Source organism: Vibrio sp. BS-M-Sm-2 (assembly GCF_041504345.1).
In the GTDB taxonomy this organism is placed as follows: Bacteria; Pseudomonadota; Gammaproteobacteria; order Enterobacterales; family Vibrionaceae; genus Vibrio; species Vibrio satsumensis.
This window is the reverse complement of record NZ_CP167894.1, coordinates 1595535-1612448: the sequence shown is the minus strand read 5'-3', so window position 1 is coordinate 1612448 and position 16914 is coordinate 1595535. Positions and strand designations below refer to the sequence as shown.

Here is a 16914-nt window from a genome sequence, read left to right as displayed (position 1 = left end):
ATATGACGATCAAAATACTGCCAGCTCGGTTAGCGAACCAAATCGCAGCGGGTGAAGTGGTAGAAAGACCAGCTTCTGTTGTGAAAGAGTTGGTTGAGAACAGTTTGGACTCAGGTGCGACGCGTATCGATATTGATATCGAGAAAGGTGGCGCTAAGATGATCCGCGTTCGTGACAACGGTAAGGGCATCGTCAAAGATGAGCTTGCCTTAGCGTTGAGCCGTCATGCTACCTCTAAGATCCATACTCTTGACGACCTTGAGGCGATCGTCAGCCTCGGTTTCCGTGGTGAAGCGCTGGCGAGTATTAGTTCAGTTGCGCGCTTAACCATGACTTCACGCCCTGCTACTCAAGATCAAGCTTGGGCGGCACACAGTGAAGGCCGTGATATGCAGGTGAAACTGCAGCCTGCAGCGCATCCAATTGGTACCTCGGTTGAGGTGTTGGATCTGTTCTTCAACACACCAGCACGCCGCAAGTTCTTACGCACCGAGAAAACCGAATTCACGCATATTGATGAGTTGCTTAAACGTATTGCATTGAGTCGCTTTGATGTGACGATCAACCTTCGTCATAACGGCAAAATGATTCGTCAGTACCGCGCAGCTAAAACACAAGTTCAAGCAGAAAAGCGCATCGCTGCGGTATGTGGCAACCCTTTTGTGCGCCATATGCTTAAGATCGAGCTTGAGCATCAAGGCCTAAAACTTCATGGCTGGATCACCACGCCAGAAGGAGCAAGACAACAAAGCGATCTGCAATACTGCTATGTGAATGGCCGTATGATGCGTGACAAACTGATCAATCACGCAATTCGCCAGAGCTATGAAACTAGCCTGCGTCCAGATCAATTCGCAACGTATGTGCTGTTCATTGAACTCGACCCACATCAAGTTGATGTGAATGTTCACCCTGCTAAACATGAAGTGCGTTTCCATCAAGCGCGCCTTGTGCATGACTTTATTTACCAAGCATTGAGTGATGGCTTAGCACAGAGTAAGCAGATCGATGCTGCGCCAATCAATCAATCAGCTTTTCATCAATCAGAAGTGATTCATCATCAGCAAGATAGTACGAGCTCTGTAGTTGATGGTGTTGCAAGTTTTACTGAGCCAGAAAACACGCTACCTAGTAATGCTGATCAAACCCAAGTTTCGGAGAGGGAGCGACACGCCATTGAGCAAACACCTTCCTACCCGAGAAAAGCCGAATCTGAGCAGGTTCATGATAAGCCTCAACACAGCGTTAATGACGGCGGGCGACACTATATTTCATTAACTAGCCCAAGCTCATCAACCAGTCCAAGTACATCTGCTGGCCGAAGCTCGTCTGCTAGTGAAAGCAGTTTTACCGGCTCTCCTCGCCAAGAGTGGATTGAGTCTCGACCTGCACCGAAGAAAGAAAAAGAACCACACCAACATCATGCTGAGCCAGCGCCCTCAAAGCGTGAAGTTAAGGCTTATAAAGAGCTTTTAAAAACGCCAGACTTTGATGAGCAGGTTGTACAGACTTCATCTCCTCAAGAGTATGTGGCACCAGTAGAAACCAGAGACAGCATAGAAAATATAGAAAATATAGAAAATAAAGGAAATATAGAAGCTAAGCCTGCTCAACAGAATCCTGTTCATTCAAAGCCAAGAGTACCTGTGACGGACTTAGGCAAAGCCGTCTCGGTAGTGGAACGCCAATACTTGGTAATGGGAAACAAAAACGGCAGCGTATTGGTGTCTCTAGCCAAAGCGGAATTGCTACGTGTGATTGGCCAACTTGATACTCGAGGTGGCGCGTTAAAAAGCCAGCCACTATTGGTGCCCTTATCGATTAAGCTGGGTAGTGAACTTGTCGAAGTTGCGAAGACGCTGAGCCAAACATTGGCATTACTGGGGATTGAGCTTAAGGCGCGAAACAGTGAGGCGGTAATGGTGATGGGCGTGCCTTCTCCTTTAAGGCAGCAAAACTTACAAATTTTGATCCCAGATCTGTTATCTTACGCGGCTTCATTAAACGCTCAGATTGCTGATAATCACACGGCTAATGTTTCCAACGACCTGTTGCCATCATTGGTTAACTGGATCGGGATTCAAACGGCACAAGTAAAAAGCGACTACACTTTATCTGAAGCGGTTCAACTAGTTGGGGAACTTGAACAACTTTGGCATGGTCTACTTCCATTAGATGATCCAGAGTTTGTTAATCCTATCGACTTTTCAGCGACTATAGCCGCGTTTACGGTTTAACTTTTTCGCGACGACATTTGTCTTTTTAGCTGAATACGTCGCGACACAAAGCCCTTTGCTAAAAAGCGCTAAAACAGAGAAGCAAATACAAAATATCATGACTGAAAAATTACCTTTAGCGTTGTTTTTAATGGGCCCAACGGCATCAGGAAAAACAGATTTAGCTATCCGCTTACGTCAGAAATACCCAGTAGAGATCATCAGCGTCGATTCGGCACTTATCTACAAAGACATGGATATTGGTACCGCTAAACCGGATGCGGAAGAGCTTGCGCTCGCGCCTCATCGCTTGATTGATATTCTGGATCCAAGCGAAGCGTATTCTGCGGCAGATTTTCGTCGTGATGCGATCAATGAAATGAATAAGATTGTAGCGGAAGGCAAAATTCCGCTACTTGTTGGTGGCACAATGCTTTACTACAAAGCATTGTTGGAAGGTTTATCGCCATTACCAGCAGCGGATCAAGAGATTCGTAAGCAGATTGAAGCGGAATCTATCGAACAAGGTTGGCAGGCATTGCACGATCAATTAAGAGAGATTGATCCCGTATCCGCTGAAAGAATACACCCAAATGATCCACAAAGGCTTTCAAGGGCATTGGAAGTTTACCGAATTTCGGGTAAAACATTAACAGAGCTAACTCAAACGAAAGGCGATAGCCTGCCATTTCGTGTAAAACAATTTGCAATAGCTCCCAAGGAAAGGAAAGAACTCCATCGCCGCATTGAGCTGCGTTTCGAGAAGATGATCGAAGCGGGATTTGAAGAGGAAATGAAGGCGTTGTACGCCAGAGAAGATCTTCATCCTGAACTGCCATCGATCCGATGCGTTGGTTATAGGCAGATGTGGGATTATTTAGACGGTAATTGTGATTTAGACGAAGCGGTTTTCCGTGGTGTCTGTGCAACCCGTCAGTTGGCCAAGCGACAAATCACCTGGTTGCGCAGTTGGGATGATTTAACTTGGTTAGATAGCGAAAACATTGATCAAGCGTTAGAAACTCTTTCAGATGCAATAGCATCTGATTAGTATTGCTGTGTATAATGTGATCGCTTTTGCGTGAATATACTCTGGAAAGGATCCGTTATTGAGGCTTTTAAAAAATCACAGCCTTTCAATAACAACGGAGTTTTTTATTCATTTAGCTCAGATGCAAAGGCCGCACCTTTTTGTGCACCACTAGCTAAATAATTACAACAAAATACAAATAAGGAAAATAAAATGGCTAAGGGGCAATCGCTACAAGACCCATTCCTAAATGCACTCCGTCGTGAGCGCATTCCAGTCTCTATCTATCTTGTTAACGGCATTAAGCTGCAAGGTCAGATCGAGTCTTTCGATCAATTCGTGATCTTATTGAAGAACACAGTAAACCAAATGGTTTACAAGCATGCGATTTCTACTGTGGTACCTGCTCGCGCAGTTAGTCACCACAGCGGCGAGCAACGCACGCCATCTGATCGTCCAGAGAAGACTGAAGATTAATCGTTCAATTGATACAGCTTGTGCTGTAATAAGGAGTTGGTTGCTTGTTTGACCGTTATGAATCCGGCGAGCGAGCCGTACTTGTTCATATCAACTTCACGCAAGAGGGAGAATGGGAAGACCTAAGCGAATGTGAAATGCTGGTCTCCTCTGCGGGGGTAGAAACGCTACAAGTGATTACTGGTAGCCGACAATCCCCACTCCCTAAATACTACGTTGGAGAAGGTAAAGCTCTAGAAATCGCACAAGCTGTTCAGCTAACCGGTGCTGAAATTGTGATTTTTAACCACTCTCTCTCTCCTGCCCAAGAGCGAAATCTCGAGCAATTGTGTAAATGTCGTGTGATTGATCGCACGGGTTTGATCTTAGATATTTTTGCACAACGTGCGCGAACTCATGAAGGTAAGCTACAAGTTGAGCTCGCTCAGCTTCGTCATATCTCTACCCGATTGATTCGTGGTTGGACTCACCTTGAAAGGCAGAAAGGTGGTATTGGTCTTCGTGGTCCAGGTGAAACTCAACTGGAAACCGATCGCCGTTTGTTGCGTGACCGTATAAAGGCAATACTGCGTCGTTTAGCGAAAGTCGCTAAGCAGCGTGAACAAGGACGACGTGCTCGTAATCGAGCTGAAATCCCAACAATTTCTTTGGTTGGTTATACCAACGCAGGGAAATCAACACTTTTCAATCGCATCACAAGTGCTGGTGTTTATGCGGCAGACCAACTGTTTGCAACCCTAGACCCAACACTGCGTAAGATTGATTTGGCAGATGTCGGGCCTGCAATTCTCGCAGATACCGTAGGTTTTATCCGTCATCTACCACACGACTTGGTCGCTGCGTTCAAGGCAACATTACAAGAGACGCAGGAAGCTGACATTTTGTTACATGTTGTTGATGCCAGTGATGACCGTTTTCGTGAGAACATTCAGGCTGTTCATGAAGTATTAGAAGAAATCGATGCTCATGAAGTGCCAACCCTTGTAGTCATGAACAAAATTGACTGCATGGAAGACCAAAAACCTCGAATTGAAAGAGACGAAGAGGGCGCACCTCGCGCTGTTTGGGTTTCTGCAATGGAAGGAGAAGGCATTGAACTGCTGTTTGAAGCTTTAACTGAGCGTTTAGCTAGCCAGATGGTTCAATTCCGGTTGTGTATTCCACATCAACATCAGGGCCGTATTCGCAGCTTATTCTTCGAGATGAAATGTATTCAACAAGAAGAGTATGATGAAAATGGTAACTTGTTGATATATATCCGAATGCAACAAATAGATTGGTCTAAACTTGAAAAAAGAGAAGGGGCGCTCTTAGGTGACTTTATCGTTACTAAAGAGACTGCTACAGTATAACGTCATATCAAATGATGGAGCTTTCTAATGGCGTGGAATGAGCCTGGAAATAACAACAACGGCGATAATAACGGCCGCGATAATGACCCTTGGGGTAATAAAAATAATCGCGGCGGCCGAGATCAAGGACCGCCAGATCTAGACGAAGTGTTTAATAAACTAAGTCAAAAGTTAGGTGGCAAGTTTGGTAAAAAGGGTGGCAACGGTAACGGACCATCTATTGGTGGTGGCGGTGCAATTGGCTTTGGTGTCATTGCCGTTATTGCTATTGCTATCTGGTTCTTCGCTGGTTTCTACACCGTTGGCGAAGCAGAAAGAGCAGTAGTACTTCGACTGGGTCAGTTCGACCGTATCGAAGAGCCTGGTCTTAACTGGCACCCACGCTTCATTGATGAAATCAAAGATGAGCAACTAGTCAACGTTCAAGCAATTCGTTCTCTACGTGCTGCTGGCACGATGCTAACGAAAGATGAAAACGTTGTGACCGTTGAAATGGGTGTTCAATACCGTGTTTCTGACCCATACAAGTACTTGTATCGTGTAACGAATGCAGACGACAGTCTACGCCAAGCAACCGATTCTGCGCTTCGTGCGGTAATTGGTGACTCACTAATGGATAGTATCCTAACAAGTGGTCGTCAGCAGATTCGTCAAAGCACTCAAGAAACGTTGAACCGTATTATTGATAGCTACGACATGGGTATTTTGATTGTTGACGTGAACTTCCAGTCAGCACGTCCACCTGAGCAAGTGAAAGATGCATTTGATGATGCTATCGCGGCTCGTGAGGATGAAGAGCGTTTTGAACGTGAAGCTGAAGCTTACCGAAATGACATTCTTCCAAAAGCAACAGGTCGTGCTGAGCGTTTGAAGAAAGAAGCGGTAGGTTACTCAGAGCGCACAGTTAATGGTGCTCTAGGTCAAGTAGCTCAGTTCGAGAAACTGCTACCTGAATACCAAGCTGCTCCTGAAGTAACACGTAACCGTATGTACCTTGATACAATGGAAAAAGTGTACTCAAGCACATCGAAAGTCCTGATTGATTCTGAATCAAGCGGTAATTTGCTATACCTACCAATTGATAAGCTAGGCGCACAAGGTGGTTCTCAGTCGGGCTCTCGCCCTGCGAAAGCATCATCAACTTACGATCAAATTGAGTTAGAAACTCAAGCGGATCCTAAGCCTAGCACTCAAACTCGTTCAGACAGTTCACGCCAAGGGAGATACTAATAATGCGTAAATTAATGATCCCTGTATTAGTTGTGACGATTGCCCTTCTATTGATGTCACTATTTGTGATTCAAGAAGGCGAGCGTGGCATGGTAATTCGTTTTGGTCGAGTTCTCGATGACAACGGCGTATCACGAATCTATGAACCAGGCCTGCACTTTAAACTGCCACTGTTTGATCGCGTAAAAGTACTTGATGCTCGTATTCAAACGATGGATGGTCGTTCTGACCGTTTCGTAACATCAGAGAAAAAAGACGTTCTAATTGATACTTACGCAAAATGGCGTATTGCTGATTTTGGACGTTTCTATCTGAGTACTGGCGGCGGTAATATCATGACGGCAGAAGCACTTCTTGAGCGTAAGGTGACAGATGTTCTTCGTTCTGAAATTGGTTCTCGTGAAATTAAGCAGATCGTGTCAGGTCCTCGTAATAAGGACATCCTGCCAGACTCTGCTGATAGCGAAGTCGTCACAACGGTAGCGGCTGCAGAAGCACTAGAAGTTGATGGCGAACGCGATAAGATCATGGAAAACGTTTTGTCTGGAACGGCAGAAAGTGCGATGGCTGATTTAGGTGTTGAAGTTGTTGATTTCCGTATGAAGAAGATTAACCTTCCTGACGAAATCAGTGAATCTATCTACCGCCGTATGCGTGCAGAACGTGAGTCGGTTGCTCGTAGACACCGTTCTCAAGGTCGTGAGAAAGCGGAAGTTATCCGTGCTCAAGCTGAGCTAGAAGTGGCAACAGTTCTTGCTGAAGCTGACCGTACAGCTCGAATCACTCGTGGTGACGCGGATGCAGAAGCAGCGAAGATCTACTCTGATGCGTTCAGCAAAGATCCTGAGTTCTACGGCTTCATGCGTTCATTGCAAGCTTATGAGACATCATTTAGCGATAAGAGCGACATTCTAGTACTGGATCCGAAGACTGACTTCTTCCAATACATGAATCAAGCAAGCGGCGCTCCAGCGAAATAAGCTGATGCGTTAGCGAATGCTTAGCTCAATAAGCAAAATGCGTTAAAACTTAAAAGGCTCCCATTATGGGAGCCTTTTTGTTTTCTATTGTTTTCAGGTCTACGATTGGGGGCGCGAGGGAAGGCGCTCAATAGCGTTCTACTTATAGCAACCTAAACCTAGCGGTAGGTCATGAAAGCGATAACCGCTCCTGCCACCACAAGACAGCCGCCAATGCGACGCAGTTGTGTGTCTGGTTGTTCGCTCAGTTGCGCGACCATGTTTCTCCAGCCATTGGGTGCAATTAAGGGGCCGAGCCCTTCAACAATAAGTACGAGCCCAATAGCGAGCCAAATTGATTGAGACATGGTTCTGCCTTTTGTCTGTAAAAAAGCAATGATATCAGTATCTTCATACATTCGCCCTCAGTTATCACTGGTTTATTTTTGTACAGCGTTAACGTTTATGGACAAAAAGTGACTGCAAGAAGTGTGATTCAGTGCTAGAATCCATTTTTAATTAGCAACAGAAATTGGAAAGATGGGAAATAACGTAGTCGTTCTAGGCACCCAATGGGGTGATGAAGGTAAAGGTAAAATCGTTGACCTTTTAACTGAAGATGCAAAATACGTGGTTCGCTACCAAGGCGGTCACAATGCAGGTCACACACTTGTAATTGACGGTGAAAAAACCGTTCTTCACTTAATTCCATCAGGTATCCTACGCAATAACGTTAAATGTGTTATTGGTAACGGTGTAGTATTATCGCCTGACGCACTTCTAAAAGAAATGAAGCCTCTTGAAGATCGCGGTATCCCAGTACGTGAGCGTCTTTTCATCTCTGAAGCTTGTCCTCTAATTCTTCCGTACCACATTGCAATCGACAACGCGCGTGAAATCGCTCGTGGCGCTAAAGCTATCGGTACAACGGGTCGTGGTATCGGTCCAGCTTACGAAGATAAAGTTGCTCGTCGCGGTCTACGCGTTGGCGACCTTTTCGATAAAGAAGCATTTGCTGAGAAGCTAAAAGAAGTTATGGAATTCCACAACTTCCAACTAGAGCACTTCTACAAAGCTGAAACAGTAAGCTACGAAGAAGTTCTTGAGCAAGCGATGAGCTACGCAGACATGTTAACTGCGATGGTTATCGACGTAACTGACGAACTAGACGCAGCACGTAAGCGCGGCGACAAGATCATGTTCGAAGGTGCTCAAGGTACGCTACTAGATATCGACCACGGTACTTACCCATACGTAACGTCTTCTAACACGACTGCTGGTGGTGTTGCTGCAGGTTCTGGTTTCGGTCCTCGTCACATCGGTTACATCCTTGGTATTACTAAGGCTTACTGTACTCGTGTTGGTTCAGGTCCATTCCCAACTGAGCTATACGATGGCCTTGAAAAACAAGACCCAGTTGGTAAGCACCTAGGCGATGTTGGTCACGAGTTTGGCGCAACAACTGGTCGTCTACGTCGTACTGGTTGGTTCGATGCTGTTGCTATGCGTCGTGCAATCCAAATCAACTCTCTATCTGGTATGTGTCTAACTAAACTAGACGTTCTAGATGGCCTAGAAGAACTAAAAATCTGTACTGGCTACAAGATGAAAGATGGTTCTATCCTAGAAGTTTCTCCAATGGCTGCTGAGTCATTCGAAGAAGCGACGCCAATCTACGAAACAATGCCTGGTTGGTCTGAAAACACATTTGGTGCTAAATCTATCGACGCGCTTCCACAAGCTGCTCTAGATTACATTAAGCGTATCGAAGACCTAACTGGCGTTCCAATTGATATCGTATCAACTGGCCCAGATCGTAACGAAACTATCATCAAGGTTCACCCATACGGCGCGTAATGCCCGCTGAGTGATTACCACAGCACAAACATTGCTTTGATAATTAAAGTGCTCTGATAATGAAATAGTTTTCTAAAAGCCGACTTTATTAAGTCGGCTTTTTAATACCTGCAATTTAGCCACGCACTCTTTGATGGTGATCTTTTGAACGCCATCTGGCAAAATATTGCCCATTAGCGGCAAGTTTTGTCTAAAGCCGTCAGGGTTATTGCCGATACAGATATCATGGAAAGTGAAGTTCACCCTGTTTTGTGCGTGTAGAAATCCTCTGCACCCCTCAATAGATAACTTTAGCGACAGATAATAGAGTGCAGGTATGAAGCTACGAATTGTGGCAGCTTCATTAATAATGGCGCTGAGCTCACCCTTGAGTCATGCAAATTTGGCTGATGTGGGAGAGCCCGTTCCAATATATACAGAAGCTGAACTGATTAATTTAATCGAAAATAATCAACATCTAGAGCGAGTGAAAGCTGATAAGTGCCAGTTAGTTGAAGATATCGTTGCTCGTGCGACGCGTATTAGCTTGCCTTCTTATGAGTTTTTATACGGCGATATGTTGGCTTGGGGTGTGTGTGTTCCACAAGATGTAGAGCTTGGCCTTTACTATATGGAAAACGCGGCACATCAAGGTTTACCCGCTGCATTAGAGCAGTTAGGTCGTTATTACTCTCGTGGTACTTTGGTACAACAAGACAAAGAGCGTGCGATTCCGTATCTACGTGAAGCGGCCTCTATGGGTAACTTAAGTGCGAGTATCCACTTAGCTGAACTCTTGTTACGTGACTACGGTAGCCCATTAGACTATGAAGACGCTTACCGCTGGTTATACAACTCGGTGACAGCGGATCAAAGGCAGCATAAGCGTATCACCGTGCTTCGTAGCGGTCTAGAACAGAGAATGCCAGACAACATCATTGCTCGAGCAAAACGTCGAGACGTGTTCTGGTAAGATCGATTATTGAATCAGAGTAGATGATTAATGACTGCACTCGTTAATCATCTATCTTGATATAGAAATATATTGAGGTAAAAAAACTCGTATTAAAAAGGCCTCATAGATAAATTCCTATGAGGCCTTTTTTGATCTTAAGGGAAACCGTTTATCTCATTCAGTGACGTTATTGAACAACCTCACCAGACTCAATCACCGTTTCACGAACAACCTTGGTAAAATCGAGTGCTTCTTGACGAATCTTGTCTTCGTCTACCGTTAGCATGTCGCGGTCTTGCATAATGATCTTGCCATCAACGATCGTGTGGCGAACGTTACCCGAGTTAGCAGAGTAAACTAATGCTGAGTATGGGTTGTAGACCGGAACCATGTTTGGTGCCTTGGTATCGATCACTATGATGTCGGCAAGCTTACCAGCTTCAAGAGAGCCGATCTTATCTTCCATGTGGAGCGCTTTTGCTGCGCCCATTGTTGCCATGTCGATCACTTTGATCGGCGGCATCGCAGCACGATCTTTATTAACTAGCTTGTGAACCTTAGCGACTTGGTTGAACTCATCAATGGTGCTCAGTGTGTTACCAGACATTGGCCCATCTGTACCTAAACCGATACGTACGTTCTCGTCATACATCTTAAGCGCTGGTGATACGCCTTTTGCTGACTTGATATTAGCACTCATATTATGAGCTACGCCCATATCCGATTTCTTCACTAATTCGATATCGTGATCGTCTACTAGGATCATGTGTGCACCCACCAAGTTTTTGTTGAGTGCGCCAATGCTGTCCATGTATTGAACCGGGGATAACCCATCAGAACGCTCTGCGATTTTTTCTTCTTCACGATGTGATTCTGCAAGGTGAATCATTACTGGTACATCTAACTCTAGAGATAGCTTAGATATTTTCTGCAGGATCTCTGTGGTGTTGGTGTAAGGAGCATGCGGTGCAAACGCTGGTGTGATTCGCGGGTGATCTTTGTATTCTTCAATGAAGTTCAATGCGTACTTGATGCCTTCTTCGGCGTTGGCTGCATCCGCTACTGGAAACTTAATCACGGTTTCACCCAGAATGGCACGCATACCGATCTTATCGACAGTTTTCGCTACTTCATCTTCGAAGTAGTACATGTCGGCGTAAGTCGTGACACCGCCTTTTACCATTTCAACGTTACCTAGATTCGCACCAATGCGTACCATGTCTCGCGATACTAGCTTTTTCTCTAGTGGGAAGATGTAGCGGTGCAGGCGATCAGGCACATCATCGGCCAGCGAACGGAAAACCGTCATTGATACGTGAGTATGAGTATTGATGAGACCCGGCATAACGATATCGCCATCAACGTCTAACACTTGTTTCGCTTGGTACTGCTTCTCTAGTGAAGCATCACCTACCGCAATGATTTTGTTGTCTTTGACGACAACAGTACCGCTTTCATAAACCGTTTTGTCTTGGTTCATGGTTAGAACCATCGCATCGGTAATCATCAGGTCAGCTTTTTCCATTGCCGAACTCGCAAATGGAAATATAGCGAGGCTTGCCATTGCTGAAGCCAATAAAGTGCGTTTTAGTTTCATATCATACTCAGAACAGGAGTTGGTAAAGTGCGTGGATAATAGTGTATTTCATTCATGGCGCAAACGTTTGTTTTATCGTTTGCTTGAAATTTTGATGATAGTCCACGTCTATGAAGCGATGTTTCACAAAGTGAAGATATGTATCAATCTGAGGTTATTTGAGTGTTTTCCAAAGCATATCTGTAGCTTACCTCTAGCATCAGATATACTAGGGGTATATACCTTCCTTGCTTAAGCAGGCCCGCCTATGTCAAAAAACACACCAACGTCAGAAAACACGACAGCGACAACCACTGTTGATCCTTTTGCCGACCGAGAGTCGAAAAATTACGATAATCCAGTACCAAGCCGAGAGTTCATTATTTCGTTTCTAACAGACGCGAATATTCCGATGAACCGCAACGATCTATTCGAAGCTTTGGGTCTTGCTGGAGAGGAACAATATGAAGGGCTGCGTCGTCGTTTACGTGCAATGGAGCGTGATGGGCAGCTTATCTTTACTCGTCGTCAGTGCTACGCATTGCCTGAGAAGATGGAGCTGATCAAAGGCTATGTGATTGGTCATAAAGACGGTCATGGTTGGGTTCGCCCAGACGGCAGTGTGGGTAAAGACAATGATATCGTGCTGCCGCATCATCAGATGAAAACCATCATGCATGGTGATTACGTATTGGTTCAGCCTACTGATAACAGTAAGCGTGGCCGTCGTGAAGGCCGCTTGGTTCGTGTGCTTGAAGAGCGTAAAACGCCACTTGTTGGTCGCTTCTTCCTAGAGTATGGCCATTCTTACGTTGTTGCTGATGATTCGCGTATTAGTCACGACATCCAGATCCCTACTGAGCATAAAGGCGGTGCTCGAATGGGTAATGTGGTTGTGATTGAAATTACGGATCGCGGCGGTCGTTCTCGTAACATGATGGGTAAAGTGACCGAAGTTCTTGGTGAGAATATGGCGCCGGGTATGGAAACGCAGATCGCGATTCGTACTCACCAGATCCCACAAGAGTGGCCTGAAGCGGTAGATAAACAAATCGAAAACCTCGGTGAGCATGTTCCTGAAGAAGCAAAAGAAGGACGTGTAGACCTGCGTAAGCTGCCATTGGTTACGATTGATGGTGAAGATGCGCGTGACTTCGATGATGCGGTTTATTGTGAAGCGAAGAAAGGCGGCGGCTGGCGCCTATGGGTAGCGATTGCTGACGTAAGTTACTACGTTCGCCCAGATACAGCGCTAGACAAAGAGGCGATTAACCGTGGTAACTCGGTATACTTCCCGTCACAAGTTGTACCAATGCTGCCTGAAGTGCTTTCAAATGGTTTGTGTTCATTGAACCCTCAAGTAGACCGTTTATGTATGGTGTGTGAGATGACTATCTCAGACAAAGGTAAGCTGTCGGGTTACAAGCACTACGAAGCGGTAATGAACTCTCATGCTCGTCTTACTTACAACAAAGTAGGCGCGATCTTAGATGGCAATGAAGAACTTCGTGAGCGTTACGAACCAGAAGTACCGCACCTTGAAGAGCTTCATAAGATGTACAAGGTGCTTAAGAAAACGCGTGATGAGCGTGGTGCGATTGAGTTTGAAACCGTTGAAACCAAATTTATCTTCAATGCGGATCGTAAGATCGACCGTATTGAACCGGTAGTACGTAACGACGCACATAAGATCATCGAAGAGTGTATGATTCTGGCAAACATCGCATCGGCATCTTACGTAGAAAAAGCGAAAGAGCCTGCGCTGTACCGTGTTCACGAAACTCCGGGCGAAGAGCGCTTAATGGGCTTCAAGAGCTTCTTAAGTGAATTAGGTTTAACGCTGGAAGGTGGTCTGTCACCATCTCCGGTAGACTACGCGCAACTGATGCAACAGATTAACGAACGTGAAGATCGTGAGTTAATCCAAACCATGCTACTGCGCTCGATGAAGCAAGCGGTCTACAACGCGGACAACGCGGGTCACTTTGGTTTAGCTCTTAAACGCTATGCTCACTTTACCTCGCCGATTCGTCGTTACCCTGACTTGCTATTGCACCGTGCGATTAAGTACCTTATTGCGAAAGAAGGTGGTCGTAACAGCGAACGTTGGACGCCAACGGGTGGTTACCACTACACTTTCGATGATATGGATTTCTACGGCGAGCAGTGTTCAATGACTGAACGTCGTGCTGATGACGCAACGCGTGAAGTGAACGACTGGTTGAAGTGCGAATACATGCAAGACCATGTCGGTGAAGTGATGGATGGCGTGATTGCCAACGTGACTGGCTTCGGCTTCTTTGTTCGTCTAACTGAACTGCACATCGATGGCTTGGTACATATCTCAGCGCTAGCGAACGATTACTACCAATTTGATGCTGTTGGTCAGCGTCTCGTGGGGGAAAGCTCTGGTAATATCTACCGCTTGGGTGATTCGGTTAAAGTGAAGGTTTCTGCGGTTAACTTAGAAACTCGCCAAATCGACTTTGACTTAGAAGACACCGATCGTCAGCCGCGCGGTAAAGGCAAAACAGCCAAGAAGCGTGCAGCAGAAGCAATGAAAAAGGCGAAAAGCAAGAAGCGCTCAGCAGTGAAGAGCAATAAGCCGGGTGTATCAGCGAAGCCTATGGTTGAGCCAACTAAGCGACCTGATGGAAGCAGTGAAAGCTCTGCTAAGAAGAAAAAGCCAGCGAATAAAACTGGTGCTGCTAAAGCTCGCGCTAAGAAAAAGCGTGCTGCAAGCCGTAAGCCAAAGGCTGATAAATCTTAAGGTCAATAAGGCGCTCTGCTAATCAGGTTCAGCGCCTAACTCATTTAATATGAGCGTATCTAACTGCGAGAGTATCAGGCGTAAGACGAATACTCTCGAAATAAACAATACAGAGGTGGATGCATCGGGTTTGATGTCATTCTTCTCTGAGTAATAAGAGTAAGTTGAGACAATGAGTAACGAATTTATTTACGGTATTCACGCGGTGAAAGCCGTACTAGAAAAAGATCCTGCACGTTTTATTGAAGCGTATGTACTGAAAGGTCGCCAAGACGAGCGTCTTCTTCCATTACTGAACCAACTGCAACAGTTTGGTGTGTCGATTCAACAGATGGGTCGTAAGCCGCTGGATGAAAAAGCACAAGGTGCGAATCACCAAGGTCTTATTGCTAAGGTGAAGCCTGCTAAGCAGCTTAATGAAACTCACCTAGATGATATCCTAGCGCAGCACGAACAGCCTTTGCTGCTGGTTCTAGATGGCGTAACAGACCCGCACAATCTAGGTGCTTGTCTGCGTAACGCGGATGCTGCTGGTGTGGCGGCAGTTATCGTACCGAAAGACCGTTCTTCGCCGTTAACGGCAACGGTAAGCAAGGTTGCATGTGGTGCGGCTGAAACGGTTCCTCTAGTACGTGTAACTAACCTGGCTCGCACAATGCGTGCACTGCAAGAGCAGGGCGTATGGTTTGTGGGTACGGCAGGTGAAGCAACGCATGATATCTACCAAGCGAAGCTAACGGGCCCTCTTGCGGTAGTTATGGGTGCAGAAGGTGACGGTATGCGTCGTCTAACGCGTGAAACCTGTGATGACCTAATTAAGATCCCAATGGCAGGTAGCGTGTCGAGCCTAAACGTTTCGGTAGCATCAGGTATCTGTCTGTTCGAAGCGGTACGTCAGCGTTTAGCTCAGTAATCGATTGAACAAATTCAAATATTAAACGCTCATTACTTAGGTGATGGGCGTTTGTTTTATAGACTCAAATAGGGTGGAAAATGCGATTGCTGGATGGCTAGATGGCGAAAGAGAAACTGTTTCATTATTCGCCAAATATCACTTGCTAATACCGAGCTCTTTCTATAATATTTGCCGTCCTTAAAACTCGGTCATTTATCTTTAGTTCCTTGCTTCCTCTGGACGACCGGGCCACTCGTGGAAGCTAATAATCCGTAAGGAGCAACCAAATGCGTCATTACGAAATCGTATTCATGGTTCACCCTGATCAAAGCGAGCAAGTTGCTGGCATGATCGAGCGTTACACTGGTTCTATCACTGAAGCTGGCGGTACTATCCACCGTCTAGAAGACTGGGGTCGTCGTCAAATGGCTTACCCAATCAACAAGCTTCACAAAGCTCACTACGTTCTTATGAACGTTGAAGCTGGTCAAGAAGTGATTGACGAGCTAGAAACTGCTTTCCGTTTCAACGATGCAGTTCTACGTAACATGATCATGCGCACTAAAGGCGCTGTGACTGAGCAATCTATTATGCTTAAGCAAAAAGAAGAGCGTGCAGAGCGTGCTCCTCGTCGCGAAGAGCGTACAGAAGCTAAACCAGAAGCAGCTGCTGAGTAATTCTTTTTTGGCTTAACGCCTTAAAAAATTCTCAACTTGTTTTAGGTCATTGATAGTTATTTCGATAATTGTGAAAGACCGCTTTACTAAATTTAAGATCAGGAGATAGCCCATGGCTCGTTTCTTCCGTCGTCGTAAATTCTGCCGTTTCACTGCAGAAGGCGTACAAGAGATTGACTACAAAGACGTAGCAACTCTTAAAAACTACATCACTGAAGCTGGTAAAATCGTACCTAGCCGTATCACTGGTACAAGCGCTAAGTACCAGCGTCAACTAGCTCGCGCTATCAAGCGTTCTCGTTACCTAGCTCTACTACCGTACACTGACAAGCATCAGTAATCGGTAATAGTTAATAATAGTTTAAGAGGACTAAGATAATGCAAGTTATTCTACTTGATAAGATCGGTAACCTAGGTGGCCTTGGCGACCAAGTAAACGTTAAATCTGGTTACGCTCGTAACTTCCTTATCCCACAGGGTAAAGCAGTTATGGCAACTAAAGACAACGTTGCTATGTTCGAAACTCGTCGTGCTGAACTAGAAGCTAAAGTTGCTGAGCAACTAGCTGCTGCTGAAGCTCGTGCAGAGAGCGTTAACACTCTAGAAGGCGTTACAATCGCTTCTAAAGCTGGTGACGAAGGTAAACTATTCGGTTCTATCGGTACTCGTGACATCGCTGACGCTATTACAGCGGCAGGTGTTGCAGTAGCTAAGAGCGAAGTACGCCTACCTGAAGGCGCTCTACGTAACATCGGCGAATTCGAAGTAAGCATCCAACTTCACTCTGAAGTTTTTGCTACTGCGAAAATCGCTATCGTTGCAGCTGAGTAATTTCAGTACCAAGACGAATTCTTTCTTTTGAAAGTTTTAAACACCAGCTTCGGCTGGTGTTTTTTTATGTCTGGAATATAGGAAAGTACAAGGAAGGACTCTGGTAAGTA

The 16914-nt window shown here is 45.5% G+C and carries 15 protein-coding genes; 13 read left to right on the top strand and 2 right to left on the bottom strand.

Translation table 11 applies throughout. The features are described 5' to 3' along the window. Positions 1-2: 2 nt before the first annotated feature. From mutL to hflC, 6 genes are all read left to right on the top strand, one after another. The gene (gene mutL / locus AB8613_RS07165; protein ID WP_372384703.1) at positions 3-2237 is read left to right on the top strand and encodes a DNA mismatch repair endonuclease MutL; all 2235 of its coding nucleotides are present in this window, start codon (positions 3-5) and stop codon (positions 2235-2237) included. 97 nt (positions 2238-2334) lie between these two features. Further along, positions 2335-3267, top strand: coding sequence for a tRNA (adenosine(37)-N6)-dimethylallyltransferase MiaA (miaA, locus tag AB8613_RS07160; RefSeq protein WP_060983120.1), 933 nt, complete (start codon positions 2335-2337; stop codon positions 3265-3267). 192 nt (positions 3268-3459) lie between these two features. Next, the gene (gene hfq / locus AB8613_RS07155) at positions 3460-3723 is read left to right on the top strand and encodes an RNA chaperone Hfq (RefSeq protein ID WP_017059927.1); all 264 of its coding nucleotides are present in this window, start codon (positions 3460-3462) and stop codon (positions 3721-3723) included. Between the two features lie 44 nt (positions 3724-3767). Continuing rightward, entirely contained in the window at positions 3768-5075 is a 1308-nt protein-coding gene (gene hflX / locus AB8613_RS07150; protein ID WP_372384702.1) for a ribosome rescue GTPase HflX, read from the top strand. A gap of 27 nt (positions 5076-5102) precedes the next feature. Further along, positions 5103-6305, top strand: coding sequence for an FtsH protease activity modulator HflK (gene hflK / locus AB8613_RS07145; RefSeq protein ID WP_172380577.1), 1203 nt, complete (start codon positions 5103-5105; stop codon positions 6303-6305). 2 nt (positions 6306-6307) lie between these two features. Then, a complete protein-coding gene (gene hflC / locus AB8613_RS07140; protein WP_102478974.1) occupies positions 6308-7285 on the top strand; it encodes a protease modulator HflC in 978 nt (325 codons plus the stop codon). Positions 7286-7443: 158 nt separating this feature from the next. On the opposite strand, the gene AB8613_RS07135 is transcribed toward hflC, so the two are convergent. Then, on the bottom strand, positions 7444-7632 hold the full coding sequence (locus tag AB8613_RS07135; protein WP_010434105.1) for a DUF2065 domain-containing protein: 189 nt from the start codon (positions 7630-7632) through the stop codon (positions 7444-7446). A gap of 172 nt (positions 7633-7804) precedes the next feature. On the opposite strand from AB8613_RS07135, the gene AB8613_RS07130 reads away from it, so the two are divergent. Together AB8613_RS07130 and AB8613_RS07125 are read left to right on the top strand one after the other, a co-directional pair. Continuing rightward, complete coding sequence (locus tag AB8613_RS07130; protein ID WP_010434108.1) at positions 7805-9121, top strand: adenylosuccinate synthase; 1317 nt, start codon at positions 7805-7807, stop codon at positions 9119-9121. Positions 9122-9437: 316 nt separating this feature from the next. Continuing rightward, entirely contained in the window at positions 9438-10073 is a 636-nt protein-coding gene (locus AB8613_RS07125) for a tetratricopeptide repeat protein (RefSeq protein ID WP_061019827.1), read from the top strand. Positions 10074-10242: 169 nt separating this feature from the next. Here the strand turns inward: AB8613_RS07125 and AB8613_RS07120 are convergent, their stop codons facing one another. After that, entirely contained in the window at positions 10243-11652 is a 1410-nt protein-coding gene (locus AB8613_RS07120) for an amidohydrolase (protein WP_146491333.1), read from the bottom strand. A 247-nt stretch (positions 11653-11899) separates the two neighbouring features. Between AB8613_RS07120 and rnr the strand changes: the two genes are divergently transcribed. The 5 genes from rnr to rplI all read left to right on the top strand — a co-directional run bounded on the left by rnr (position 11900) and on the right by rplI (position 16804). After that, on the top strand, positions 11900-14401 hold the full coding sequence (gene rnr / locus AB8613_RS07115) for a ribonuclease R (protein ID WP_132982594.1): 2502 nt from the start codon (positions 11900-11902) through the stop codon (positions 14399-14401). A gap of 172 nt (positions 14402-14573) precedes the next feature. Continuing rightward, complete coding sequence (gene rlmB / locus AB8613_RS07110) at positions 14574-15314, top strand: 23S rRNA (guanosine(2251)-2'-O)-methyltransferase RlmB (protein WP_017063180.1); 741 nt, start codon at positions 14574-14576, stop codon at positions 15312-15314. Between the two features lie 269 nt (positions 15315-15583). Then, entirely contained in the window at positions 15584-15973 is a 390-nt protein-coding gene (gene rpsF, locus AB8613_RS07105) for a 30S ribosomal protein S6 (protein WP_004741278.1), read from the top strand. A gap of 112 nt (positions 15974-16085) precedes the next feature. Beyond that, the gene (gene rpsR, locus AB8613_RS07100) at positions 16086-16313 is read left to right on the top strand and encodes a 30S ribosomal protein S18 (RefSeq protein ID WP_000090472.1); all 228 of its coding nucleotides are present in this window, start codon (positions 16086-16088) and stop codon (positions 16311-16313) included. A gap of 38 nt (positions 16314-16351) precedes the next feature. Continuing rightward, on the top strand, positions 16352-16804 hold the full coding sequence (rplI, locus tag AB8613_RS07095; RefSeq protein ID WP_010434182.1) for a 50S ribosomal protein L9: 453 nt from the start codon (positions 16352-16354) through the stop codon (positions 16802-16804). Positions 16805-16914 lie beyond the last annotated feature (110 nt).